This window comes from uncultured Brevundimonas sp. (genome assembly GCF_963974615.1).
Classification (GTDB): domain Bacteria; phylum Pseudomonadota; class Alphaproteobacteria; order Caulobacterales; family Caulobacteraceae; genus Brevundimonas.
Genome location: NZ_CAXBDH010000005.1, coordinates 43,473 through 66,070, shown reverse-complemented (window position 1 = coordinate 66,070; position 22,598 = coordinate 43,473). Strand labels below are relative to the sequence as shown.

The window sequence follows — 22,598 nt, the reverse complement described above, 5'->3', positions numbered from 1 at the left end:
ATTCGCATCCATCACAACCGCTCCGTCAACCATTGATTAACCAGATCCCGCACCGCCTCGGGCTCGATCCGGTCGGTTACCTCGCGCAGGAAAGCCTCGGTCAGCAGGGCGCGCGCCTCATCGATCGGCAGGCCGCGCTGCTGCAGATAGAACAGGGCCGCCTCGTCCAGATTGCCGACGGTATTGCCGTGGGCGCACTGCACGTCGTCAGCATAGATCTGCAGTTCCGGCTTGGCGTCGACCTCGGCCCGTTCGCCCAGGATCAGGGCGTGGTGGCCCATCCGCGCGTCGGTGCCATCGGCTCCGCGTTCGACGATGATCTTGCCCTGGAAGACGCCGCGGGCCGTGTCGCGCACCACCCCTTTGGTCAGCTGAGAGGTCAGGCCGTTCGGCCCGACATGATCGACCACAGTCGTCTGGTCGGACTGGCGGCCGGCGGACAGCAGATACAGGCCGTCCAGCCGCACATCGGCCCCGTGGCCATCATGGATCAGTTGGGTCTCCAGCCGCTGCAGCCGGGCTCCGGTGGTGAGGACGGTCTGGCGATAGACGGCCCCCTCCCCGACATTGACCGTGGCCTCGGTGATCGAAACCGCATCCTCCGGCTCGTCGACCAGCACCACCCGCGTGACACTGGCCCCGGCGGCAACGTCGATGGTCAGGCGGTTGTGGGCGGCATAGGCCGAGCCCCGCCCCTCATGGCTCTCGAGGATCAGCAGAGTCGCGCCCGGCCGCACGGCGATCCGCACGGCCGTCGAATGGCCGGTGCCGGTCGCGTCCGAAACGAAACGCAGACGCAGCGTCTTGTCGCCCCGGGCCACATAGGCGTCCGCCCCCACGGCCCGGCCGTTGGCGAAGGCGATGCCGTCACCGGCCAGGGCAAAGAAGGGTCCGCCCCCGGGAATCGATCCCGGCGGTGACGGCGGCGGCGCATCGCGCAGCCAGCGCTTCAGGTCAGTATATTTCCACGCCTCGACCCGCTTCGAGGGGAAGGTGGAAGCGTCGTTCAGATCGATCGCCACACTCATGTCCTTCCCCCGACAACAGCGCGCCTTCCCCCTTCACGGGGGAAGGTGGCTCGCGCAGCGAGACGGATGGGGGCTGCCGGATGCGGGCTTGATCCGTCGAACGGTGGCGCAAACAGAGCCCCCATCCGAGCGGCTCCGCCGCCCACCTTCCCCCGTGAAGGGGGAAGAACGTCGAGAGCGGGGCTCACGCCGCCTCCGCTGCGTATTTGTCGTAGCCTTCCGCCTCCAGCTTGTGCGCCAGCTCCGGGCCGCCCGAGGCGACGATGGCCCCGTCGACCAGCACATGCACCCGGTCAGGTTTGATGTAGTCGAGCAGCCGCTGATAGTGGGTGATGACCAGCATGGTCCGGTCGGGCGAGCGCATCGCATTGACCCCCTCCGACACGATGCGCAGCGCATCGATGTCGAGGCCGGAATCGGTCTCGTCGAGGATCAGCAGCGACGGCTCCAGCAGGGCCATCTGCAGGATCTCCATCCGCTTCTTCTCGCCGCCCGAGAAGCCGACGTTCAAAGGCCGCTTCAGCATGTCGAAATCCATCTTCAGCGCCGCCGCAGCCGTCCGCACCAGTTTCAGAAAGGCCGGAGCCGAGACCTCGTCCTCGCCCCGGGCGCGCTTCTGGGCGTTCAACGCCGTGCGCACAAAGGTCAGGGCCGGCACGCCGGGAATCTCGATCGGATACTGGAACGACAGAAACACGCCTTTGGCCGCGCGGTCGGCGGGTTCGAGCGCCAGCAGGTCCTCGCCCTTCCAGGTGACGGAGCCTTGCGTCGCCTCATAGCCGGGCCGCCCGGCCACGGCATAGCCCAGCGTCGACTTCCCGGCCCCGTTCGGCCCCATGACGGCGTGGACCTCACCGGCGGGAACGTCGAGCGTCAGGCCCTTGAGGATGGCTTTGTCACCGATGGCGACGTGGAGGTTTTGGATGGAGAGCATCAGAAGTCCGAATTCGTAGAAGGCAGGTACCAGGCCTGCGGAAGTTTATTGAAGCCGATCACAGAACGAACGCGACCGCCGCTTTTCACCGACACCAACCGCCAGCGCGGTCCGTCAGGAAATCCGTACCAATCACTTTCGAGGATCAGCCAGACGCCCTTCCCCCGACTAGCGACGGCCGCCAAGCTATTGCCCAATCTTGAAAGCCGGCGGTGACTTGAGACCCATGATCGTTCGTCGGGTTCAGGCGAGCGCCACTTTGGTCTGACCAACACACGCGGTCCGAGTCGGACGATGTCGATCGTGCTCAAAAACAACGAGCCGGTGAACCAACCTGTCATCCCGACTTTTCTTGCGGTGTCGCTCATCCGAGGCTCCCCTCAAGGCGGACCGCCTCCCTAATTCCCGTCATCCTCGGGCTTGTCCCGAGGACCCATTTGTCAGCAGACGCGGAGGTCAGATCGTGACCAATCAGTGCCCGAACGGCACTCCGACCGGCTGTGCCCCCGTGCGATGGGTCCTCGGGACAAGCCCGAGGATGACGGGGGGTGGGGGCGGTGCAAGAGTACGCTACTCGTCCGTCGGCCCGTGTTTCCAGACCGGCGGCCGATCCCGCTGCAGCGACAGGTCGTCCCAGTGCGGATTGTTCCGCTCGATCAGATTGATCTTCCAGTCGCGCAGATAGCGTTTGAGCGATTTCTCGCGCTGAATGGCGTCGGTCATCGACGCAAAGATCTCGAACCAGACCAGCCGCTTCAGCCCGTTCTCGCTGGTAAAGCCCGGGAAAGTCCCGTCGCGGTGCTGCTGCACACGCTGATACAGATTGCTGGTCACGCCGGCGTACAGCGTGCCGTACGGCCCGTTGGTCAGGATGTAGACGGCGATCAGGACGCGCTCTCTGCCCATGGGTCAGAATGTGCGGCACGATGGGTCCTCGGGACAAGCCCGAGGATGGCGGGATAGGGAGGTCAGCCAACGGAGCCCTCCAGCGAGATCGCCACCAGCTTCTGGGCCTCGACGGCGAACTCCATCGGCAGCTTCTGCATCACGTCGCGGACGAAGCCGTTGACCAGCAGGGCCACGGCCTCTTCCTGCGACAGGCCACGCTGTTGGGCGTAGAACATCTGGTCGTCGGACAGGCGTGTCGTCGTCGCCTCATGCTCCAGCTGGGCCGAGCCGTTGCGCGCCTCGATATAGGGCACGGTATGGCTGCCGCAGTCCTTGCCGATCAGCAGGCTGTCGCACTGGGTGAAATTGCGCACCCCGGTCGCCTTCGGATGCACCGAGACCAGACCGCGATAGGTCGAGTCCGACTGGCCGGCAGAGACCGCCTTGGCGATGATCCGGCTCTTCGAATTCTTGCCCAGATGGATCATCTTGGTGCCGGTGTCGGCCTGCTGATGCCCGTTGGTGATGGCGATCGAATAGAATTCGCCCGAGCTGTCCTCGCCCTTCAGGATGCAGGACGGGTATTTCCACGTCACCGCCGACCCGGTCTCAACCTGGGTCCAGCTGACCTTCGAGCGATCGCCGCGGCAGTCAGCCCGCTTGGTGACGAAATTGTAGATGCCGCCCCTGCCCTCGGCGTCGCCGGGGTACCAGTTCTGCACCGTCGAATATTTGATCTCGGCGTCGTCCAGCACCACCAGTTCGACCACGGCGGCGTGCAGCTGGTTCTCGTCACGCATCGGGGCGGTGCAGCCCTCCAGATACGAACAATAGGCCCCCTTGTCGGCGATGATCAGTGTCCGCTCGAACTGGCCGGTGTTCGAGGCATTGATGCGGAAATAGGTCGACAGCTCCATCGGGCAGCGCACGCCCGGCGGGATGTAGACGAACGACCCGTCCGAAAAGACCGCGCTGTTCAGGGCGGCGAAATAGTTGTCCGACACCGGCACGACCGAGCCCAGATACTGGCGCACCAGATCGGGGTATTCGCGCAGGGCCTCGCTGATCGGCATGAAGATGACGCCGACCTTGGCCAGTTCGGCCTTGAAGGTGGTGACGACCGACACGCTGTCGAACACGGCGTCGACGGCGTATTTCGGCGCGCCCTCGACCCCGGCCAGCACCGCCTGCTCGCCCAGCGGAATGCCCAGCTTGGCGTAAACGGCGAGGATTTCGGGATCGACCTCGTCGAGGCTCTTGGGTCCGTCCTTCTTCTTCGGCGCGGCGTAGTAGAACAGCTCCTGATAGTCGACCGGCGTGTATTTGACCGACGACCAGGTCGGCTCTTCCATCGCCAGCCAGCGCTCATAGGCGGCCAGACGCCATTCCAGCATCCATTCCGGCTCGCCCTTCTTCTCGGAGATGAAGCGCACGATGTCGGCGCTCAGCCCCTTGGGCGCGTATTCGGTCTCGATGTCCGAGGTGAAGCCGTGCTCGTATTTCTCGAGAGCGGCGACGGCATCGATGGTTTTCTGAACAGCGGCCATGGCTCAGGCGGTTTCCTTCGCGCGTTCGCTCTGGCGGGCCCGGTATTTGGCATAGGCGGCGACCCACAGGTCGGCGAAACGCTGCCAGTCGGCTTCGGTCGTACCCCAGCCGCCGGAAACGCGCACGCCACCGGTTTCCAGATGATGCAGGCCCATGGCCGAGACGGCCTTGGACGGCTTGGTCTTGCCCGACGAACAGGCCGATCCGGCCGAGACCATCACCCCCTGCAGATCGAGGGTGATCAGCTGCTGCGGGCTGTCCCAGTCGCTGACCGCCATAAACAATGTGTTGGGCAGGCGCTCGGCCCCGGCCCCCAGCACCGTGGCCCCGGCAGCGGTGACGGCGGCAGCGGCCGCGTCGCGCCAGGCGGCGTGGCTCATGATCTCGGTCAGGTCGCGTGCGGCGCAGACAGCAGACTCACCGAAGCCGGCGATGCCCGGGGTGTTCTCGGTGCCGGCGCGCAGACCGCGCTCCTGGCTGGAGCCGTGCACCATGCGTACGACGGCCACACCCTCGCGTGAGATCAGGGCCCCGACGCCCTGCGGCCCGCCCAGCTTATGGCCGGACAGGGTCAGGGTGTCGGCGTCCAGTGCCGTCATATCGACCGGGATCTTGCCCGCCGACTGGATGGCATCAACATGCATCCAGCCCCCGGCGGCATGGACCAGACGCGCGGCCTCGGCGATCGGCTGGATCACGCCGGTCTCGTTATTGGCGTGGTGGACGGCGACCACGGCGCGACCCGGCCGCTGCAGGGCCTCGGCCAGCCAGACCAGATCGATGACCCCCTGATCGTCGACCGGCAGGATCTCGACCGGACGACCGAGGGTCAGGGCCGTCTCGGCGACACAGGGATGTTCGGTGGCGCTGACGATCAGCCGCTCGCAACCGGCGGCCAGCGCACTGACCAGCGCCTGTCCATTGGACTCGGTCCCGCCCGAGGAGAAGACCACGGCGGTCGCATCGACCCCGACCAGATCGGCGATCTGGGCCCGGGCCGTCTCGATGCGGGCACGGGCGCGACGGCCGGCGGCATGGACGGCATTCGGGTTGCCGTTGTCAGCCAGGGCTGCAGCCATGATGGCCTGAACCTCGGGGCGCACGAGGCCTGACGCGTTATAGTCCAGATAGATCGCGCTCACGCCGCCGCTCCAACATTGTCGTCTCCGGCTGCGCGTCGTCGCGCACCCGTTCTGTTCAGCACCACGTCTTCCAGCGATACCCGCGCCAGATAGCGGTGAATCTCGTCGCCGAGGTCGGCCCACAGATTGTGGGTGATGCAGCGTTCCCCGGCCTGCATACAGCCGCGCTTCGCCATCTGACCGGTACAGCGGATGGCGCGAATCGGTTCGTCGACGGCAATGACGATCTCGGCCACCACCGTCTCATGGGCCCCCTTGGCCAGGCGATAGCCGCCGCCGGGGCCGCGCACACTGTTGACCAGACCGCTTTTGCGCAGCCGCGCGAACAGCTGTTCGAGGTAGCTGAGAGAGATCTCCTGCCGCGTGGCGATCTCGGACAGGGAGACCGCGCGATCGCCGCCGTTGCGGGCCAGATCGGCCATCGCCATCACTGCATATCGTCCCTTGGTCGACAGACGCATCGTGAAACCTCAAAAATCGCGCGCTTTTCAGGGCTGCTGTGCTAGAACCCGCGCCTTCAAGAAGGCTGCAACGCGCCCGGCGGACATAGAAAGTCCTACTAGCGCGGTCAAGTATTACGCAGCTGCGAAACGACAGTTGAACGGATTTTTCGAGCCCCCATGCCTGAAGTCATCCTGCCCGGCGCCTCCGGCCGTATCGAAGCCCGCTATTCCCCCGGCAAGCGCCCGAACGCCCCCATCGCCCTGATCCTGCACCCGCACCCCAAGGCGGGCGGGCATATGAACAACCCGGTGACGGTCACCCTGTACCAGCTGTTCCAGAAACGCGGCTTCGCGACGCTGCGCTACAACAGCCGCGGCGTGGGCAAGTCGCAGGGCGAGTTCGATTCCGGCATCGGTGAGCTGGCCGACGCCGCCACGGCGCTGGACTGGCTGCAGTCGAACAACCCGGCCGCCACCCAGACCTGGGTCGCCGGCTACCAGTTCGGAGCCTATATCGGCATGCAGCTGCTGATGCGCCGCCCCGAGACGGACGGCTTCATCTCGGTGTCGCCGCCCTCGAACATGTACGACTTCAGCTTCCTCGCCCCCTGCCCGGCCTCGGGCCTGTTCCTGCACGGCACCAACGACACCGTCGTGCCGCCGGTCGAGGTCGAGCGCGTGGTCAACAAGCTGCGGACCCAAAAGGGCATCGTCATCGACTATGAGCTGGAAGACGGCGCGAGCCATTTCTGGCAGGACCATATCGACGCCGTCGACCGCCGCGTCGGCCTCTATCTCGACAAGCGCCTCGAAGAACGCCCGGCGTAAGACTCCCTCTCCCGGCGGGAGAGGGGCGATCAATACAGCAGATACGGCTTCCGCCCCGCCACCCATGCCGCCTCATCCGGCACCGTCAGCGCATCCAGCTCGTCCGGCGTCGCATCGGCCCGGTCGACCCATTCGCGCAGCCCCGGCCCGCCGTTGATCACATCGATGGCCAGCTTGCCGAACGCGTATTCGTAGGGGAAGTCACGCCACAGGTCGTAGTCGGGATACAGCCGCCGGATCGCCTTGAAGCCCAGCGCCTGAACCCGCCACGGCTGGAAGGCCGCATGGTCATAGGCCGGGTCGTCGACATGGATCTGCACCCCGCTGCACAGCTGGCCGACGTGTTTGTGGAAGGTCGGCTCGAACCAGCAGTCGCGCAGCCGGCAGCCCTTCAGCCACTGCGGCGCGAACGCCTGCATTTCGGCGATGACGGCCCGGGCGTCGATGTCGGGGGCCCCGAACAGTTCCAGCGGCCGGGTCGTGCCCCGTCCCTCCGACAGGGTCGTGCCCTCCAGCATCACCGTCCCGGCATAGGCCCGGGCCATCGACAGGTTCGGCGCATTGGGGCTGGGATTGATCCAGCTGCGCTCGCCCGAGGGCCAGCCGAAGCCGGGCCCCTGCTCCGGCTGCCAGCCCTCCATCGCGATGACGCGATAGTCGACGTCCAGTTTGAAGTGATCGATGAACCAGTGGCCCAGCTCGCCCAGGGTCAGGCCGTGCCGCATCGGCATCGGCCCGGCCCCGACGAAACTCTCCCAGCCCGGCAACAGGGTCAGCCCCTCGACCGGGCGCCCGGCCGGGTTGGGCCGGTCCAGCACCCAGACCGTCTTGCCGTGTTTGGCCGCCGCCTCCAGCACATAGAGCAGGGTCGTGACATAGGTGTAGATGCGACAGCCCAGGTCCTGCAGATCGACCAGCATCACGTCAAAGGTCTGCATCGCGGCGTCGGTCGGCCGCCGCACCTCGCCGTACAGGCTGAACACCGGAAAGCCGTGTACCGGATCGGTGAAGTCCGGGGACTCCATCATATTGTCCTGCAGGTCGCCACGCATGCCGTGCTGCGGCCCGAACGCCGCCGTGATCGTCAGGTCAGGACAGGCCGTCAGCGCGTCGATCGCATGGGTCAGGTCGGCCGTGACCGAGGCCGGATGCGCCAGCAGGGCCACGCGGCGACCCTTCAGGGGCGCGCGCAGCGCGGGATCGGACAGCAGGCGGTCGAGGCCGAATTTCATGCGGGCTCCGGAGGCGGCAGGGTCAGGGTAAAGGAGTCGGGATGGTGAAAGTCCGGCTTGGCCGACGGATGGGTCAGGGCCCAATAGGCGATGCCGCCGTCGGCGTCTTCAACGACTGCCGACAGACCGACGGACCAGGACATGGCGGGATCGAGGTCGTCCAGACGAAGAATCGCGGTCAGAGCCAGATGATCGTCATCCGATGCCCGCAGGACGGACTCGCTTGCCACCCCGTCCGGCGAGGTTCGGCCCTGCCGGTAGTCGTCAAAGCCATAGACGGCCCATGCGCCCGACGGGGACAGATTGACCTCATGATAGCCGGGCCCGGCACCCGTGCGGATGAAGGCCTCAAAACAGGTGTGCCGCCACAGGTCGTCCGCCCGGCCGGGGACTGTCGGGCCGGGCACAAGCACCCTGAACAAATCGCCGGTCAGGACATAGTCCAGCGCCAGCACCGACGGCTCGGGCCGGAAGACGCTGACCGTCAGCCGCGTCACCGGCCCTGTGGCCCCGGCGGGATGGCAGATCAGCTCGTGAAGGGGCCCCGGCGCACCGGTGGTTCGCGCTTGCATAGGCTCGTGCTACACGCCCTCCTCTCTTCAGGCAAAGCCGTTCCCGATGACTGATCCCGTGTTCAAATCCGACTTCCTCAGCACGCTGCAGGCGCGCGGCTATATCCATCAGGTCACCCACCCGGTCGAGCTGGACGCGGCAGCCGCCGAAGGGATCGTCACCGGCTATATCGGCTTCGACGCCACGGCCCCCAGCCTGCACGTCGGCAGCCTGATCCAGATCATGATGCTGCGCCGTCTGCAGCAGGCCGGTGGCAAGCCGATCGTCATCATCGGTGGCGGCACCACCAAGGTCGGCGACCCGACCGGCAAGGACACCTCGCGCCCGCAACTGACCGAGGCCGATATCGCCGCCAACATCGCCTCGATCCGCACGGTGTTTGAGACCTTCCTGACCTTCGGCGACGGCCCGACCGACGCCATCATGATCGACAATGACGAATGGCTGTCCAAATACGGCTACATCGAATTCCTGCGCGACTACGGCACCCATTTCACCGTCAACCGGATGCTGGCCTTCGACTCGGTGAAACTGCGGCTCGAGCGCGAGCAGCCGATGACCTTCCTCGAGTTCAACTACATGCTGATGCAGTCGGTCGACTTCCTCGAGCTGAACCGCCGCTACGGCTGCACCCTGCAGATGGGCGGGTCGGACCAGTGGGGCAATATCGTCTCGGGCGTCGATCTGGTGCGCCGCGTCGACCACAAGGCCGCCTTCGGCCTGACCACGCCGCTGCTGACCACGGCCTCGGGCGGCAAGATGGGCAAGACGGCCCAGGGCGCGGTCTGGCTCAACGCCGAACAGCTCAGCCCTTACGAATACTGGCAGTTCTGGCGCAACGCCGACGACGCCGACGTCGGCCGGTTCCTGCGCCTGTTCACCGACCTGCCGCTGGACGAGGTCGCCGCACTCGAGGCCCTCGACGGGGCCGCCATCAACGACGCCAAAAAGTCCCTCGCCGACGCCGCCACCACCATGCTGCACGGGGCCGACGCTGCCGCCCATGCGCGCGGGGCCGCCGAGGCGGCCTTCGAGCAGGGCAAACTCAGCGTCGACCTGCCGACCGTCGAGCTACCGCGCGACGAGGTGATCGGGGCCATGATCGCCGCCGTCACCACCCGGGCCGGTCTCAGCACCTCCAACGGCGAGGCCCGGCGTCTGGCCCAGGGCGGCGGCCTGCGCCTGAATGATGTGGTCGTCGCCGACGGGGCCCAGCTGATCACCGAGGCCGACGTCAATGCCGATGGCGTGTTCAAACTGGCCGCCGGCAAGAAGAAGATCGTTCTCGTTCGCCCTGTCTGAGGAATGCTGATGACTCTCGAAACCGGTGACAAGGCCCCCGCCTTCGACATGGCCACGGATGGCGGTGGACGCGCCCGTCTGTCGGACTTCGCCGGCAAGACCGTGGTCCTGTATTTCTATCCCAAGGCCGACACCCCCGGCTGCACGACCGAGGGCCAGGACTTTTCAGCCCTCTCGGCCGAGTCCGCCGCGGCGAATGCCGTGGTCATCGGCGTATCCCGCGACCCGGTGAAGAAGCTGGACCGGTTCAAGGCCAAATACGACCTGAAAGTCATCCTCGGGTCGGACGAAGACGGCACCGTCTGCGAGGCCTTCGGCACATGGGTCCAGAAGAAGCTGTACGGTCGCGAATATATGGGCATCGAGCGGGCCACCTTCCTGATCGACGGTCAGGGCATGATCCGCCAGATCTGGCACAAGGTGTCCGTCAAGGGTCACGCCGCGGCGGTCCTTGAAGTCATAAGTTCTCTCTAGGGTAGTGATCGCACGCCAATTTCTATCAAAAGCAAGTTGATCCCAGATTCGCCTTTTCTCCCGCTGGGCGAATTTCGGCGTCTATATCGGCGATATTCGCGTGAATCCTTGCTTCCGTGGTTAACAATGGGTGAATCGTCTTGATACCCGCGTCTTAGTTGCCGCATATGTCCCACCGAGCTGTGGGGGCATCGTGTATGAATGACGCAGAGACTGTCAGAAAACGTTCACTGATCGAGCGGTGGTTTCCGGTCCGCTATCTGTATCTCCGCAACGGGGATGATGTTCGCGCCTGTGCCCTGGGCAGTGGCCGGCAGTGCATGATCGCCGTCGTCGCCGTGCTCTTTTCCGGCTGGACCCTGATCGCTTCCGGCGGGCTGATCCTGGATCTGGTGACCAATGCGCGCGCCGATGAGGCCGTGATCCGGGCCCGTGCCTCGTCTGAACGGGTCAATGCCGACCTTCAGGCCCGGCTGGATACGGCCGTGGTGCGAATGAGCGCGACGACCGGTTCGCTGGACGACATGGCCCTGATGGTCGAGCGACGCCACGCCGCCCTGACCACTGTCATGAGCATGTTCCGCGGCGTTGACGGCGCGGAAACGGCGCTGCGTCCGGCCCTGCCCCAGCATTCGGCGACCCAGACCCCCCTGCGCCGTATTCTGGCCGTCCGGCTGGACCAGGAACGTCTGATCGCCCGCGCCGAGGCCGTGGCCCAGACCCGGGCCGAGCGTCTGCGTCTGGCCTTCCGTCTGGCCGGTCTCAATCCGGCGGCCTATTCCGCCAGCGGCCCGGGACTGGGCGGTCCCCTGGTCGAGGCCAGTGACCCGAAAGCTCTGGCCGCCGTGCTGGATGTGGATGAAGCCTTTGCGGTTCGTATCCGCCATGCCGCCGACAATCTGTCCGACATGCGTCGCCTCGCCGACGCTGCCGAGGGTCTGCCGTTCCGGCGCCCGACCCAGGCCCGGACCACCTCGAGCTTTGGCGTGCGCTTCGATCCTTTCAACCACCATCCCGCCCTGCATCAGGGTCAGGACTTCGCTGCGCCGCTGAACACCCCGATTTACGCGACCGCACCGGGGACTGTTTCTTTTGTTGGTGTTCGTTCAGGGTATGGCAACACCGTTGAGATAGACCATGGACGCGGTTTCAAGACGCGCTTTGCTCATCTCAACTCAACGGCCGTTCGCCCCGGCCAGCAGATTGCGCTCGGCCAGCGCATCGGTGCCATGGGGACGACCGGTCGCTCTACGGGCGTTCATCTGCATTACGAAGTCTGGATGAATGGCCGCCCCCAGAACCCCGCTCGCTTTATGAAAGCTGGAGACCAACTTGTTCAACAAGACTAAAACCCCCGCTCCGTCGCCGCAGACCCGTCCCGCGGCCACCCCCGCCATTCCGCCCCTGCCGGACATGCCCGCAGCCGGTACAGCCAGCGCAAGCGCAGCGGCCACGTCGTCCGCGGCTCCGTCGCGCGGCCTGTCGACCCTGTCCTCCGAACTTCAGTTCGAAGGCACCATTACCGGTGCCGGCGACCTGCAGGTCGATGGCCAGATCAAGGGTGACGTTCGCGTCGGCCGTCTGATCGTCGGCGAGACCGGTGCCATTGAAGGCAATGTCAACGCCGACTACGTCGAGGTCCGTGGCCGCATCGTCGGCACCACTTCGGGCAAACAGGTCAAGCTGGTGTCGACCGCCTATGTCGACGGCGACATCACCGCCGAGCAGCTGTCGATCGACATCGGGGCCTATTTCCAGGGCCGTTGTGTCCAGGGACGTCGCGATGCCGCCCCGGCCGCCACTCCGCCGCGGCCGACCGTGGTTCCGACTCCGACGGCACCGCATGCCCCGACCTCACAGGTCATCGACATGAAGCCGCACTAGATCGACGTCAAATTTCAGAGACAAGGGGCCCCGGAGCGATCCGGGGCCCTTTTCTATTCGCCCTTGGCGTCGCGCGTCTCGCCCACCCGGGCCGCCAGGGCCGCGCCCATGAAGGCATCGAGGTCCCCGTCCAGCACCCCTTGCGTGTCCGACGTCTCCACATTGGTCCGCAGGTCCTTGACCATCTGGTACGGCTGCAGGACGTAGCTGCGGATCTGGTGGCCCCAGCCGATGTCGGTCTTGGCGTCAGCCACGGCCTGGGCCGCGGCCTCGCGCCGCTGCAGCTCCAGCTCGTACAGCCGCGCCCGCAGCATCTTCCACGCCTGTTCGCGGTTCTGGTGCTGGGACCGGCCGGCCTGGCAGGCCACGACGGTATTGGTCGGCGTGTGGGTCAGACGGATGGCCGAGTCGGTCTTGTTGATGTGCTGACCGCCCGAACCGGACGCCCGGTAGGTATCGGTGCGCACGTCGGACGGATTGATGTCGATCTCGATGGTGTCATCCACCACCGGCGACACCCCGATCGAGGCGAACGAGGTATGGCGCTTGGCCGCCGCGTCATAGGGGCTGATCCGCACCAGCCGGTGCACGCCCGACTCCGACTTCAGCCAGCCATAGGCATTGGGACCGCTGATCAGGATGGTCGCCGACTTGATCCCGGCCTGGTCGCCGTCTTCCTCGGCCTCCAGCTGGACCTCATAGCCATGGGCCCTGGCCCAGCGCGAATACATCCGCAGCAGCATCCCGGCCCAGTCGCAGGACTCGGTGCCGCCGGCCCCGGAGTTCACTTCCAGATAGGCGTCATTGCCGTCGGCCTCGCCCGACAGCAGGGCTTCCAGCTCGGCGCGGGCGGCGCGGTCCTTGATGGCTTTGAGCGAGGCGCGGGCGTCCGCGAGGGCGGCCTCGTCGCCTTCCTCATCAGCCATGTCGGCCAGCATGACGCCGTCCTCCAGACCGGATTCCATCTGCAGCACGGTGTCGACCTGGCCTTGCAGCCGGGTGCGCTCGCGCATCAGGGCCTGGGCGGCCTCGGCGTCGTCCCACAGGGTCGGGTCCTCGACCCGCGCGTTCAGCTCATCGAGCTTGCGGAGTGCAGGGTCCCAGTCAAAGACGCCTCCTGAGCAGAGCGAGGCTCTGCTCGATGTCGGCCTTCATGGCCTCGACATCCGGTCTCATCGCAATCTCCACGCGACAGAAAAACAAAGCGGCGCGCCGCTTTCGGGGCGCGCCGCAGGGAGGCCTGTCTAGGGCCTTAGTAGAGTCCGCTCAAGTCCTCGGCCGGTTCCTTCTTCGGCGGCGGCGTGGGCGTGGGCGGTGTCGCCGGACCGGACGGGACCGGGACGCGGGCGAGTTCCTGCTCGTGACGGAGCACTTCGTTATAGTTCTGCGGTCCGACCGGCGTGATCTGTTCGGGGATGCGTTCTTCCTCGCGACGGCGTTCGGTCCCGGGGCGGAAGGCCTCCTCGATGCCGTTGACGGTGCGGAACACCGCATTGGCCGGGCGCACGAACGGCCGGGCCGGGCGATGCTTCAGGGCTTCCTGCATGAAATCGATGAACACCGGCACAGCGGCCCCGGCTCCGGTCTCGCCATGGCCGAGCGAGCGGTTGTCATCAAAGCCGACGAAGACGCCGACGACCATGTCCGTGGTGAAGCCGACGAACCAGGCCGAACGGTATTCATTGGTCGTGCCGGTCTTGCCGCCGATCCAGCGACCGAGGCCGCGGGCACTGGCGGCGGTGCCGCGCTGCACGACCCCCTCCAGCATCGAACTGATCTGATAGGCGGTGATCGGATCGAGGACCTGTTCCCCGCGCGGCTGCAGCCGGGGCGATTCCTGGCCGCTGAACCCGCGACTGCATTCGCGGCAGGTGCGATCGTCGGCGCGGAAGGTCGTTTCGCCGTTCCGGTCCTGGACCAGCTCGATCAGATAGGGATCGATGCGCCGTCCGCCGTTGACGAAGGCGGAATAGGCCGCGGTCAGGTGATAGGGCGTGGTCTCTCCTGCCCCCAGCGACACCGACAGATTGGGCTGCAGATTATCGGCAACGCCCATCTTGCGCGACAGGTCGACGATGTTGCGCATGCCGACCTGTTCGGCCAGCCGCACCGTCATCACGTTGCGCGACAGCTCCAGCCCGCGCCGCAGCGTCTGCGGGCCGTAATACTGGCGGCTGTAGTTCTCGGGCGTCCAGCGTTCGCCGTTGCGCCCCCCGGCAAAGCTGATCGGCGCGTCCAGCACCACCGAGGCCGGGGTGAAATCCCCCTCCAGCGCCGTGGCATAGACGAACGGCTTGAAGGCCGAGCCCGGCTGGCGATTGGCCTGGGTCGCCCGGTTGAAGCTGGACAGCACGTAGGAATAGCCGCCGACCATGGCCAGCACCCGGCCCGACTGCGGTTCGATCACCACCAGCGCCCCGTTGACCGCCGGCACCTGGCGCAGGCCGAACTGGCCGCTGACCGGCTCGACGAACACCAGGTCCCCGCGCCGCAGCTGGCGATTGGCATTGGCCCAGGCGGCGTCGCTGGTCACCAGGGTGCCGGTGCGGTCGTCGCGCGCCGTGCGGATCTGTACCGTATTGCCGCTCACGCTTTCGATGGCCGCGGCCTGCCAGGCCCGGCGCTCGGGCGGCTTGGTCTGTTTCAGCGCCTCGGCCTGCCAGCCGGTGGCGAAGTCGGTCGTGCCCCAGGCCCCGCGCCAGCCGTGGCGGCGGTCATAGTTTTCCAGCCCCTTCATCAGGGCATTGCGCGCCGCCGACTGCAGCAGCGGGTCCAGCGTGGTGCGGATATAATAGCCGCCGCCGTTGACGTCCTCGCGGCCGAAGCGGGCGATGGCCTGACGCCGGGCCTCCTCGACGAAGAAGTCGGCGTCGGCATACTGGGCCCGGCGCGGCGCGTCCTGGGTCACCAGCGGCCGGGCCCGCGCCGTGACCAGCTGGGCCTCGGTCAGCCAGCCGCTCTGGGCCATCTCGCCCAGCACCCAGTCGCGCCGTCCCTTGGCCGCTTCCGGATAGCGTTTGGGATGATAGTTGTTCGGGGCCTTGGGCAGGGCCGCCAGAAACGCCGCCTCGTCCGGCGTCAGCTGGCTCAGCGACTTGCCGAAATAGTTATAAGCCGCCGACGCCACGCCATACGACCGATAGCCGAGGAAGATCTCGTTCAGATACAGTTCCAGGATCTGCTGCTTGGTCAGGGTCGCTTCCAGCCGGCTGGAGAGGATCGCCTCCTTCAGCTTGCGGTTCAGACTGGTCTCATTGGTCAGCAGCACATTCTTGGCCACCTGCTGGGTGATGGTCGAGCCCCCCTCCAGACGGCGACCGGACACCACATTGAACAGGTTCTTGAACACGGCCCGGCCGATACCGCCCACGTCGATGCCGCCGTGCTGGAAGAAGTTCCGGTCCTCGGCGGCCAGAAACGCCTGGATCACCGGCAGCGGGATCTGGTCGTACGACACATAGATGCGGCGCTCGTCCGAGAATTCCCCGATCAGGGTCCCGTCCCCGGCATAGACCCGCGTCGCCGTCGGCGGGCGATAGTCGGCCAGGTCCGACGCGTCCGGCAGGTCGTGGAACAGCCACGCCGCATAGACGGCCACCACCAGCCCGACCAGCGCAATCGCGCCCAGCAGGCCAATGCCCGCCATCACGAACCAGCGTTCGGCAATCTTCACCGCAAACTCCGACAAACCCACACAAGAGAGGGTTTAGCCCGCGTCGCCGGACGGGGCTAGACCGTATCCGCCGTCAGACGCTTCGGCGCTTCAGACCGCGCGGCTTTCCGGGCACAGGTCGCCGTCAGGGGGGGCGGAGCGACGATGTGCGGGCGCCGGGGGGCGGAGACAGGGAGTTTGCGACGCGAGGGCGAGTGGGAGGGCGTGAGGACCCGCTTCTGACTCGAAGCGGCACTCAGAACGCCTGCTTCTCTAATCAGGCGTCGGGTCAAGCTGGTCTGTGGTCTTCGCCGCTACTGTGCTCTTCTAGCCATGCGTCCCGCGCCTCAGCGTCTGTATAGATTTATACGAATTTCATCCGTGAAAAACGCCTCACCCCACGACGAAATGATGTCTCGGGAGTCGAGCCATTTTACTAGTTCAATATTTTCGTCTGCCTTTCGAATCCTTGGAATATTGTATCCAATTTTGATGTCAGAAAACGGCTCGGGGAGTAATGCGAGGATTTCGCGAACATCCAAATCGCTCAGGATACTTTGGCATTTGTTGAACAACGATATCTGTACGGAGATCGGCGCGGAGCTCACGACAACTGCGCGCGCCGATCCGGCATCAAGCATGCTCATGTCTGCCCCGGTGCGATCCAGTATCACCCCCACGGCACCCGCACGAGATGGCAGGCTGGAGAGCAGGGTGATATCCATTGACCGGATAATCGCCAATTTATGGTCATCACGGATGTCGGAGGCGAGTAGCTTTTCACGAAACTCATCATCAATGGCAAACGTGCTTCCACCGCCGAGATATTGTTCGATGTTTTTGGCTATAAACAGAACTTGGAGATCGCTGTTGATCGCCAGGAAAGTCAGATTGGCATCAGAGAAGGTGACCTTTCCCTCTTCTATCAAGACCTTCAACTTGCCCGCCGCGAGATTCTCCGGAAACTTGGAGAAGGCCTTCGGCAAACCTTGGACATAAGCGCGGTACACGTCGTCCTGCAGAGCGTCGTTTTCGATGAGGAACCTGCGCAAGGCATATGCCTCTTCGCCATCAGGAACGGTATGCCTCGCGAGTGCAGTCAGCGTCCCGCCCGTATTCAGGTAGGCAGTCAGGCTCTCAGCATCGAAGTCTTCGCTGACAATAAACGCGAGGCAATTGTCCCAAGATGCCTCGATTTTAGCGAGCTGGAAAACCAAAGCGTGGAGACGCGTTGGGACCTGATCAAGAGACGGAATGAGTGCCGATTGCATCTCGAGGAAGGTACTGATGTCATCAATGCCGATTTCCTCACGCGCAATTACAGAGACGATAGCTGAAATACTCTCTTGTGAATTCTCCTCGAGTATCAGAAGGATATTTTTAACATACCTGCCGAAGTCGCGCTCAATTCTGGATATAAGCGCGTCATTCGCGGCGTTTAGAACCGTGGTGTAGTGTTGGGTGCGCAAAAGCTGCGGATCTTTCAGGTCCAGGACGGCTCGGAATATAAACTCTACGTTGGCGATGGTAAGTTTGTAGAACCCCTCCTCAAAGAGGAAACGGGGAGTGCCAGCAAAGTCCGCAATGGCGGCAAGGTCTGCTATCTCGATATTCAGGAGCTTCAGCCCAGCGGGGTCGACAACATTCCCCGATCCGAGCAACTGCGGCAGATTGACCGAGACAAACCCGGACAGTTCGGGATGTTTCCTGGGTAGTGTTTCAAGGGTCCTCGGCGGCAAGTGTGTAATGATATGCGCTACATGCGACAGGTTCTTGGAACTGGCGAGCGCAGCGGGAACGAACCCCGTCCACGTCTTTAGCAACCCGGCTATCAAGGCCGATATCTCGGTGCCAGTCGCGTAATAGCTGGTGAAGAACGCTTCACAGTTCTCAAAGTCAGCAGCGACGAATTCAAACAATTTTGCCGTTTGAGGCGAATAAGTAGCGGAATTGCCAAGAAGGCAGTCCACGATTTTCACATTGAGGACGTAGTTCTGACGAAAATCCTCATCGCGCATCGCAGCGATGACCTCTTTAGGATTATCTATCTGAAAGTCAGGTTCGGGATTAATGAATCCGCGTATCTGGATGAGAAACTTGTTATCGTTTGGAGAAAGTCTTCCAGAATGGAATAGTGACGTATATTGGTAATAGGTATCATCAAGATAACCTTCTAATACCAAGAACCTGGCCAGTTCGTCATTGTCGCCAAATGCTTTGAAATGATCCTCTAAATCTCCCGAATTGAGTCGGATTAGTTCATTGAATTTATCAATCCGCAAAGCAGAGATACTCGCTCTCAAACTGAGGATACTCTTCGAGGCATCGCTAGTAAATTCAACAGATTTACGTTGGATCTCATCCCTGCGCTGCGAATAGGTTTTGAGATGACTAACGTCAGCTTGAAGCCCTGAGATGTCGACCGATTGCTGATTACCATGAATGTTTCTATAAGTAATGCGCTGTGTTTCGACAATTTGATCGAACGATTCATGCTTCGCGAGAGATGACAGCTCTATGAGATGTTGCCCATCGAGGCCGGCGTGAGAAGGCGATGCGGGCAGCCTCTCAATTAGGGCCATCGCATAGATTCTGCGCAGTTCGTGCAGATCTGAAGGGATCTGCCGTTTAGCAATATCGACCTCCTCTTCGATGCGGAGTATCTCAGCCTTATATTTCGCTTCACCCTTGGCGATAAATTCATCGTGTCGATCTAGGATTTGCGCAAGATTACCATTGCCACGATGCAGGTTCTCAAAATCTCTGGGAAATACGTTCTTGTAAATCAAGATCGCTAGCAGCTTGTTCGGATCCAACACTTTCTCGTCATCGGTCTCCAGATTTTCGATATAGATCGCGTATTCGTTGAATATATTTTGGATGAGCCTAAGGTCATTGAGATATCGCGAAACATCACGAAGAAACTGTCGATCAAGCCTACCATCCAGAGATAACCTTTTCTCTTGCTCTAAAATCTTGTCGATTGAATTCGAACTGTTAATGATAGGTATAACGGGGATGATAAATTCGAAAAACTTGGTACGATCTATGTTGACAAACATGTCATCACGAAGGGCGTAGAGGAAACGGATAGTTCGTTTTACACCCGAGTTCTCATTCACAAGACTGTTGATTTCGCGCAAAGTTACGAATATTTCAGCGTTGTTGAATCTGTCTAAATCTTCAATGACGACCAGATCATATCGTGTTGATTGAAAGAAATATATGATCTCGTCCAGATGGCGGTTTAGGATTGAGTCTTGGGTTGCAGCTACGGGCGTTATTTCAATGTCCTTCAGCGATATGCTCTTCAACGAGACGCCGAAACTCGCGACGTAGAAATGGTGGGATACCAGCCAGAGGAATGAGCCCCCCCATGCAAAACAGGCTATATTGAACCAGTTACTTAGTGCGAAAGGTAGGAAGTATTCTCCAGTAACAATTTTGCTACCGCTTCCTATAAGATACCAGAAAGTGAATAGCCCAATAACGATATACAGAGATACAAATATAGCACGCTTGCCGGGCGATTGTATTCTCTTGAATCTTGATAGTGGCAGCTTGTTAGCATCAGCACCATAAAGCATTTGCTGTAGAATGCTTCTTTCTATCTCCTGTTTGCTTACTTGACCGCCAGTGGAAGTCGCTTCAGGCAAGAATGCGGCAAGAGATATCTGCAAGACGGGGCGTCTGTATTTCTTCAAAAAAGACTTAATAATACTGCTTTTTCCAGAGCCGTACGGACCCGTAAGTGCAATATTTGAGACTCGAGGATTATTCGTCGCATACGAAAGCGCATCGGAATATACACCAGCCTCGTCCGCCTTGTCGGTGGGGGCAAGGTCAATGAATTTGGATTGCTCGAGATCCGCTTCGGTCAAGCGTCCGAACAGACTCGCTATGCTAGTGAAGAATTCCCGCAAGTTATTCCTGAGTCCCAAAAATTAATGCCAAATCTTTCGCGCGGCCAGCATGTTTCCGAGTGAGACACGACGCACCATTGGAAGCATGCGCTTCTATGGCTGTCTTCGCCAATTTGCGGAGTTGTGGGGCGGTCATCGAGCAACCTTAGCCATTGGAGGGCTTCTCGCAAGCGGACTACCGAGGTCTAAGTGCGAGGGTTCGTTTTCCGGCTGGAGATCAATGTCTCCTCCCGGCGCAATCGCGCTGTTTGCCAGCGACCTAACTCATACCCCACCCCCGCTACCTTTTCCCTCTGAACCTCGCACCCCTCCCCGCCCCAACCCCTTGATCCCTCGCCCCTTCCCCAATTTTCGCCCCCAATAACCCGCCCGGGTCCAGGCCTGTGCCAGACTCCCCCTGTTCCGTCGCACGGGGAGGCGCAGAGGCCTTGCGTGTTCTGGCGGCGGGATGCGGACAAGCGGGGTCAGGGGCGGGGGGGATACCCGTCCGGTCCGGGGACCGGGGATGCAAGCCCGGCCCGCCCGCCGGGGGCCCTGCGGTAAGGCGATAAGACCGCCACCCGCCGCACGCTTCCGCCCAATCTCCGCGCGGAGCGTCCGGCCAGGGCCGAAACGGTTAATTGCATTGTCTCCGGGCTCCGGTCCGGCGCTCCGCCGCCTCCCCGCCCCTCGCGCCACCCGGCCCGGGGTCGTTTCCACGCGCCCGCGTCGGGTCGAGGCGGCTCAGCCGCCTGACCGCGGGCCAAAAGAATGCCGGAGCCCCCTGACCGCGGGCCAACAATCAGCCCGCGTCGGGTCGACCCGTAGGGCGGCGCGTAGCAGCCAGTAGGCGGAGCCTCCTGAGCGCGGGCCAACAATCAGCCCGCGTCGGGTCGACCCGAAGGGCGGCGCGTAGCAGCCAGTAGGCGGAGCCCCCTGACCGCGGGCCAACAGGAATCAGCCCGCGTCGGGTCGAAAAGGCGGAGCCTTTTGACCGCGGGCCAACGAAAGAGAGGTCTTCATGCCCCGACCGCGATCCCCCCGCCCGCCCGATCCGGTGCTGCGCCGTCGCGCCGTCGCCTGGGTCCGGGCGTTCAAACAGTGGCGAACGGCCGTCGACCGCGAGGCCCGGTGGCAGGCGCGCGCCGACGGCCGGGACCAACCCGATGCGGACGATGCCGTGCGCGCCGTCCGCACGCTGCGGGCCCGCGGCGTCGAGATGCCGTGGATCGAGGATGACGAATCCGGTGGGTAGCCCTTACGGCTGGCCGGTCGCACCGGTCGCGCCGGTCGCGGCCATCTGCATCGGGCCGACCGGATCGCGGAAATACTGGTCGATGCCGCCGGCGACAGCGCGCATCAGGCGGCGGCGCGCCCGGTCATCGGTCAGGGTGCGCTCATCCTCGGGATTGGTGATGAAGCCCATCTCCAGCAGCACGGCGGGCACGTCCGGGGCCAGCAGCACGGCCAGGCCGGCGTCGCGATGGCTGCGGCGCAGCAGCGGATGGTCGGCCGCCTCCAGCCCGCCCAGCAGGGTCCGGGCCAGCTGGGCCGAGCGGTTCTGGGTCACCCGCTGGGTCATGTCCAGCAGGATGCGGTCGACCGACGGATCGCGGCCGGGCAGCCGCAGTTCGCGGGACCAGTCGTCGCCGCGGGTAAACTCCCGCACCGCGCGACCGGCGCCCTGTTCCGACAGGGTATAGACGCTGGCCCCGCGCGTGGCCGGATCACTGCCGGCGTCGGCATGGAGCGAGATAAACAGGTCGGCATCGGCGGCGCGGGCGATCTGCACCCGGCGATACAGGTCGACATAGGTGTTGCTGTCCCGGGTCAGGCGGACCCGGTAGCGACCGCCCCGCTCCAGCTCGGCCTTCAGCATCAGGGCCGCGTCCAGCGTGATGGTGCTCTCGCGCGAATGGGCGCCCATGGCCCCCGGATCGCGCCCGCCGTGGCCGGCGTCGATGACGATCAGCGGCCGCTCGGTCCGGGCCGTCGCATGGCGCACGGGTGCCGAAGGCGTATGGCGGGCGGCGGCCCGGCCCGTGGTCTTCAGGTCGATCACATAGCGATAGTGGGATACGCCGTCGCCCGGCGGCAGCAGAAAGCGGCGCTCGATCTCGGCCCCGGAGGCCAGGCTCAGCTCGATCCGCGACGCCCCGCCCGACACGGCCACGCGGTAACCCCGCACCAGACCCAGGCCCGCGCCGCTCAACTGGTCGCGCGGCACGACCCCGGACAGGGTCACGATCACCCGGCCGTCGTCGCCGGCCGAAACCACATTGCCGCGTGTGCTCCGGTCCAGATCCACGACCACCCGGGTCCGGGCGGCATCGCCCCCGAACCGCAGGCGCAGCACCTCGCCGTTCGCGCCCGAGGCCAGGCCGCGGCCGGCGGTCAGGGCGCACACGCAAAACACGACGAAGGCCAGGGCCGTCATCGTCCACTCACGCACGCCCCACCGGGACAAATCCATACGCATCGATCCGTACATTCTGACGGCTACCCACCTTATTGGTTGCCCCCATCATGCCCCGCGGCTTCCTTGGATTCCGTTAAGACGTTCGCGGCTTTTCATTCCGGTCCGGCGTCGGTATGGTCCCCGGCGCTCGCGATTGATCGCGTCCCCTGGATTCCAGGTCCGGACGCGCCCTCCTCGCGGCGCTGACTTTTCACCTATCCGAGAATTGGCCGGGCCTGACCCGACGATTCGACGACCGGGCCCGGGATACCGCCGTTACCGGCGCGTCCGCGCCCAGGACCGTACTGAA

At 63.8% G+C, this 22,598-nt stretch carries 19 protein-coding genes; 6 read left to right on the top strand and 13 right to left on the bottom strand.

Annotation, left to right across the window (positions count from 1 at the left end; all coding sequences use genetic code 11):
• Positions 1-11 precede the first annotated feature (11 nt).
• The 7 genes from sufD to AAC050_RS04435 form a co-directional block, all read right to left on the bottom strand.
• Complete coding sequence (gene sufD, locus AAC050_RS04465) at positions 12-1,028, bottom strand: Fe-S cluster assembly protein SufD (RefSeq protein WP_339913857.1); 1,017 nt, start codon at positions 1,026-1,028, stop codon at positions 12-14.
• Positions 1,029-1,212: 184 nt separating this feature from the next.
• Positions 1,213-1,962 (bottom strand): Fe-S cluster assembly ATPase SufC, encoded by a 750-nt coding sequence (gene sufC / locus AAC050_RS04460; RefSeq protein ID WP_339913856.1) that lies wholly within the window; start codon positions 1,960-1,962, stop codon positions 1,213-1,215.
• On the bottom strand, positions 1,962-2,330 hold the full coding sequence (locus AAC050_RS04455) for a hypothetical protein (RefSeq protein WP_339913855.1): 369 nt from the start codon (positions 2,328-2,330) through the stop codon (positions 1,962-1,964). The genes sufC and AAC050_RS04455 overlap by 1 nt, the downstream gene beginning before the upstream one ends.
• A gap of 202 nt (positions 2,331-2,532) precedes the next feature.
• The gene (locus tag AAC050_RS04450) at positions 2,533-2,868 is read right to left on the bottom strand and encodes a GIY-YIG nuclease family protein (RefSeq protein WP_339913854.1); all 336 of its coding nucleotides are present in this window, start codon (positions 2,866-2,868) and stop codon (positions 2,533-2,535) included.
• A gap of 62 nt (positions 2,869-2,930) precedes the next feature.
• Positions 2,931-4,397, bottom strand: coding sequence for a Fe-S cluster assembly protein SufB (sufB, locus tag AAC050_RS04445; RefSeq protein WP_339913853.1), 1,467 nt, complete (start codon positions 4,395-4,397; stop codon positions 2,931-2,933).
• A gap of 3 nt (positions 4,398-4,400) precedes the next feature.
• Positions 4,401-5,540 (bottom strand): cysteine desulfurase family protein, encoded by a 1,140-nt coding sequence (locus AAC050_RS04440; RefSeq protein WP_339913852.1) that lies wholly within the window; start codon positions 5,538-5,540, stop codon positions 4,401-4,403.
• The gene (locus AAC050_RS04435) at positions 5,537-6,001 is read right to left on the bottom strand and encodes an Rrf2 family transcriptional regulator (protein ID WP_339913851.1); all 465 of its coding nucleotides are present in this window, start codon (positions 5,999-6,001) and stop codon (positions 5,537-5,539) included. Before AAC050_RS04435 ends, AAC050_RS04440 begins: the two co-directional genes overlap by 4 nt.
• Before the next feature lie 159 nt (positions 6,002-6,160).
• On the opposite strand from AAC050_RS04435, the gene AAC050_RS04430 reads away from it, so the two are divergent.
• Positions 6,161-6,811: an alpha/beta hydrolase gene (locus AAC050_RS04430; RefSeq protein ID WP_339913850.1), complete on the top strand. Its 651-nt coding sequence runs from the start codon at positions 6,161-6,163 to the stop codon at positions 6,809-6,811.
• Between the two features lie 29 nt (positions 6,812-6,840).
• Here the strand turns inward: AAC050_RS04430 and AAC050_RS04425 are convergent, their stop codons facing one another.
• Together AAC050_RS04425 and AAC050_RS04420 are read right to left on the bottom strand one after the other, a co-directional pair.
• The gene (locus tag AAC050_RS04425) at positions 6,841-8,043 is read right to left on the bottom strand and encodes a DUF1343 domain-containing protein (RefSeq protein ID WP_339913849.1); all 1,203 of its coding nucleotides are present in this window, start codon (positions 8,041-8,043) and stop codon (positions 6,841-6,843) included.
• Positions 8,040-8,615 carry a DOMON-like domain-containing protein gene (locus tag AAC050_RS04420; RefSeq protein ID WP_339913848.1) on the bottom strand — a complete coding sequence of 192 codons (576 nt, stop codon included), beginning with the start codon at positions 8,613-8,615 and terminating at the stop codon, positions 8,040-8,042. The genes AAC050_RS04425 and AAC050_RS04420 overlap by 4 nt, the downstream gene beginning before the upstream one ends.
• A 46-nt stretch (positions 8,616-8,661) precedes the next feature.
• On the opposite strand from AAC050_RS04420, the gene tyrS reads away from it, so the two are divergent.
• The 4 genes from tyrS (at position 8,662) to AAC050_RS04400 (ending at position 12,276) form a co-directional block, all read left to right on the top strand.
• On the top strand, positions 8,662-9,918 hold the full coding sequence (gene tyrS / locus AAC050_RS04415) for a tyrosine--tRNA ligase (protein ID WP_339913847.1): 1,257 nt from the start codon (positions 8,662-8,664) through the stop codon (positions 9,916-9,918).
• A 9-nt stretch (positions 9,919-9,927) separates the two neighbouring features.
• On the top strand, positions 9,928-10,392 hold the full coding sequence (gene bcp, locus AAC050_RS04410; protein ID WP_339913846.1) for a thioredoxin-dependent thiol peroxidase: 465 nt from the start codon (positions 9,928-9,930) through the stop codon (positions 10,390-10,392).
• 197 nt (positions 10,393-10,589) lie between these two features.
• Positions 10,590-11,741, top strand: a complete 1,152-nt coding sequence (locus tag AAC050_RS04405; RefSeq protein WP_339913845.1) for a peptidoglycan DD-metalloendopeptidase family protein — start codon at positions 10,590-10,592, stop codon at positions 11,739-11,741.
• Entirely contained in the window at positions 11,725-12,276 is a 552-nt protein-coding gene (locus AAC050_RS04400) for a polymer-forming cytoskeletal protein (protein WP_339913844.1), read from the top strand. Before AAC050_RS04405 ends, AAC050_RS04400 begins: the two co-directional genes overlap by 17 nt.
• A gap of 53 nt (positions 12,277-12,329) precedes the next feature.
• On the opposite strand, the gene prfB is transcribed toward AAC050_RS04400, so the two are convergent.
• From prfB to AAC050_RS04385, 3 genes are all read right to left on the bottom strand, one after another.
• Positions 12,330-13,452 (bottom strand): peptide chain release factor 2 gene (gene prfB / locus AAC050_RS04395; protein WP_339913843.1). Its coding sequence is split into 2 segments (ribosomal slippage): positions 12,330-13,382 and positions 13,384-13,452, totalling 1,122 coding nucleotides; the frame shifts between segments, so codons are not numbered across the junction.
• A 76-nt stretch (positions 13,453-13,528) separates the two neighbouring features.
• On the bottom strand, positions 13,529-15,922 hold the full coding sequence (locus AAC050_RS04390; protein WP_339913977.1) for a penicillin-binding protein 1A: 2,394 nt from the start codon (positions 15,920-15,922) through the stop codon (positions 13,529-13,531).
• A 353-nt stretch (positions 15,923-16,275) separates the two neighbouring features.
• Positions 16,276-19,851 carry a hypothetical protein gene (locus AAC050_RS04385; protein WP_339913842.1) on the bottom strand — a complete coding sequence of 1,192 codons (3,576 nt, stop codon included), beginning with the start codon at positions 19,849-19,851 and terminating at the stop codon, positions 16,276-16,278.
• A gap of 1,000 nt (positions 19,852-20,851) precedes the next feature.
• Between AAC050_RS04385 and AAC050_RS04380 the strand changes: the two genes are divergently transcribed.
• Complete coding sequence (locus AAC050_RS04380; RefSeq protein ID WP_339913841.1) at positions 20,852-21,085, top strand: hypothetical protein; 234 nt, start codon at positions 20,852-20,854, stop codon at positions 21,083-21,085.
• Between the two features lie 3 nt (positions 21,086-21,088).
• Here AAC050_RS04380 and AAC050_RS04375 read toward each other — a convergent pair whose 3' ends face one another.
• Complete coding sequence (locus tag AAC050_RS04375; protein WP_339913840.1) at positions 21,089-22,303, bottom strand: N-acetylmuramoyl-L-alanine amidase; 1,215 nt, start codon at positions 22,301-22,303, stop codon at positions 21,089-21,091.
• Positions 22,304-22,598: the final 295 nt, after the last annotated feature.

Excerpts from the sequence above, each read along its gene's own strand:
- sufD (WP_339913857.1), bottom strand. The coding sequence starts at position 1,028 with ATGAGTGTGGCGATCGATCTGAACGACGCTTCCACCTTCCCCTCGAAG.
- sufC (WP_339913856.1), bottom strand. The coding sequence starts at position 1,962 with ATGCTCTCCATCCAAAACCTCCACGTCGCCATCGGTGACAAAGCCATC.
- AAC050_RS04455 (WP_339913855.1), bottom strand. The coding sequence starts at position 2,330 with ATGAGCGACACCGCAAGAAAAGTCGGGATGACAGGTTGGTTCACCGGC.
- AAC050_RS04450 (WP_339913854.1), bottom strand. The coding sequence starts at position 2,868 with ATGGGCAGAGAGCGCGTCCTGATCGCCGTCTACATCCTGACCAACGGG.
- sufB (WP_339913853.1), bottom strand. The coding sequence starts at position 4,397 with ATGGCCGCTGTTCAGAAAACCATCGATGCCGTCGCCGCTCTCGAGAAA.
- AAC050_RS04435 (WP_339913851.1), bottom strand. The coding sequence starts at position 6,001 with ATGCGTCTGTCGACCAAGGGACGATATGCAGTGATGGCGATGGCCGAT.
- AAC050_RS04430 (WP_339913850.1), top strand. The coding sequence starts at position 6,161 with ATGCCTGAAGTCATCCTGCCCGGCGCCTCCGGCCGTATCGAAGCCCGC.
- AAC050_RS04425 (WP_339913849.1), bottom strand. The coding sequence starts at position 8,043 with ATGAAATTCGGCCTCGACCGCCTGCTGTCCGATCCCGCGCTGCGCGCG.
- AAC050_RS04420 (WP_339913848.1), bottom strand. The coding sequence starts at position 8,615 with ATGCAAGCGCGAACCACCGGTGCGCCGGGGCCCCTTCACGAGCTGATC.
- tyrS (WP_339913847.1), top strand. The coding sequence starts at position 8,662 with ATGACTGATCCCGTGTTCAAATCCGACTTCCTCAGCACGCTGCAGGCG.
- bcp (WP_339913846.1), top strand. The coding sequence starts at position 9,928 with ATGACTCTCGAAACCGGTGACAAGGCCCCCGCCTTCGACATGGCCACG.
- AAC050_RS04405 (WP_339913845.1), top strand. The coding sequence starts at position 10,590 with ATGAATGACGCAGAGACTGTCAGAAAACGTTCACTGATCGAGCGGTGG.
- AAC050_RS04390 (WP_339913977.1), bottom strand. The coding sequence starts at position 15,922 with ATGGCGGGCATTGGCCTGCTGGGCGCGATTGCGCTGGTCGGGCTGGTG.
- AAC050_RS04380 (WP_339913841.1), top strand. The coding sequence starts at position 20,852 with ATGCCCCGACCGCGATCCCCCCGCCCGCCCGATCCGGTGCTGCGCCGT.
- AAC050_RS04375 (WP_339913840.1), bottom strand. The coding sequence starts at position 22,303 with ATGGATTTGTCCCGGTGGGGCGTGCGTGAGTGGACGATGACGGCCCTG.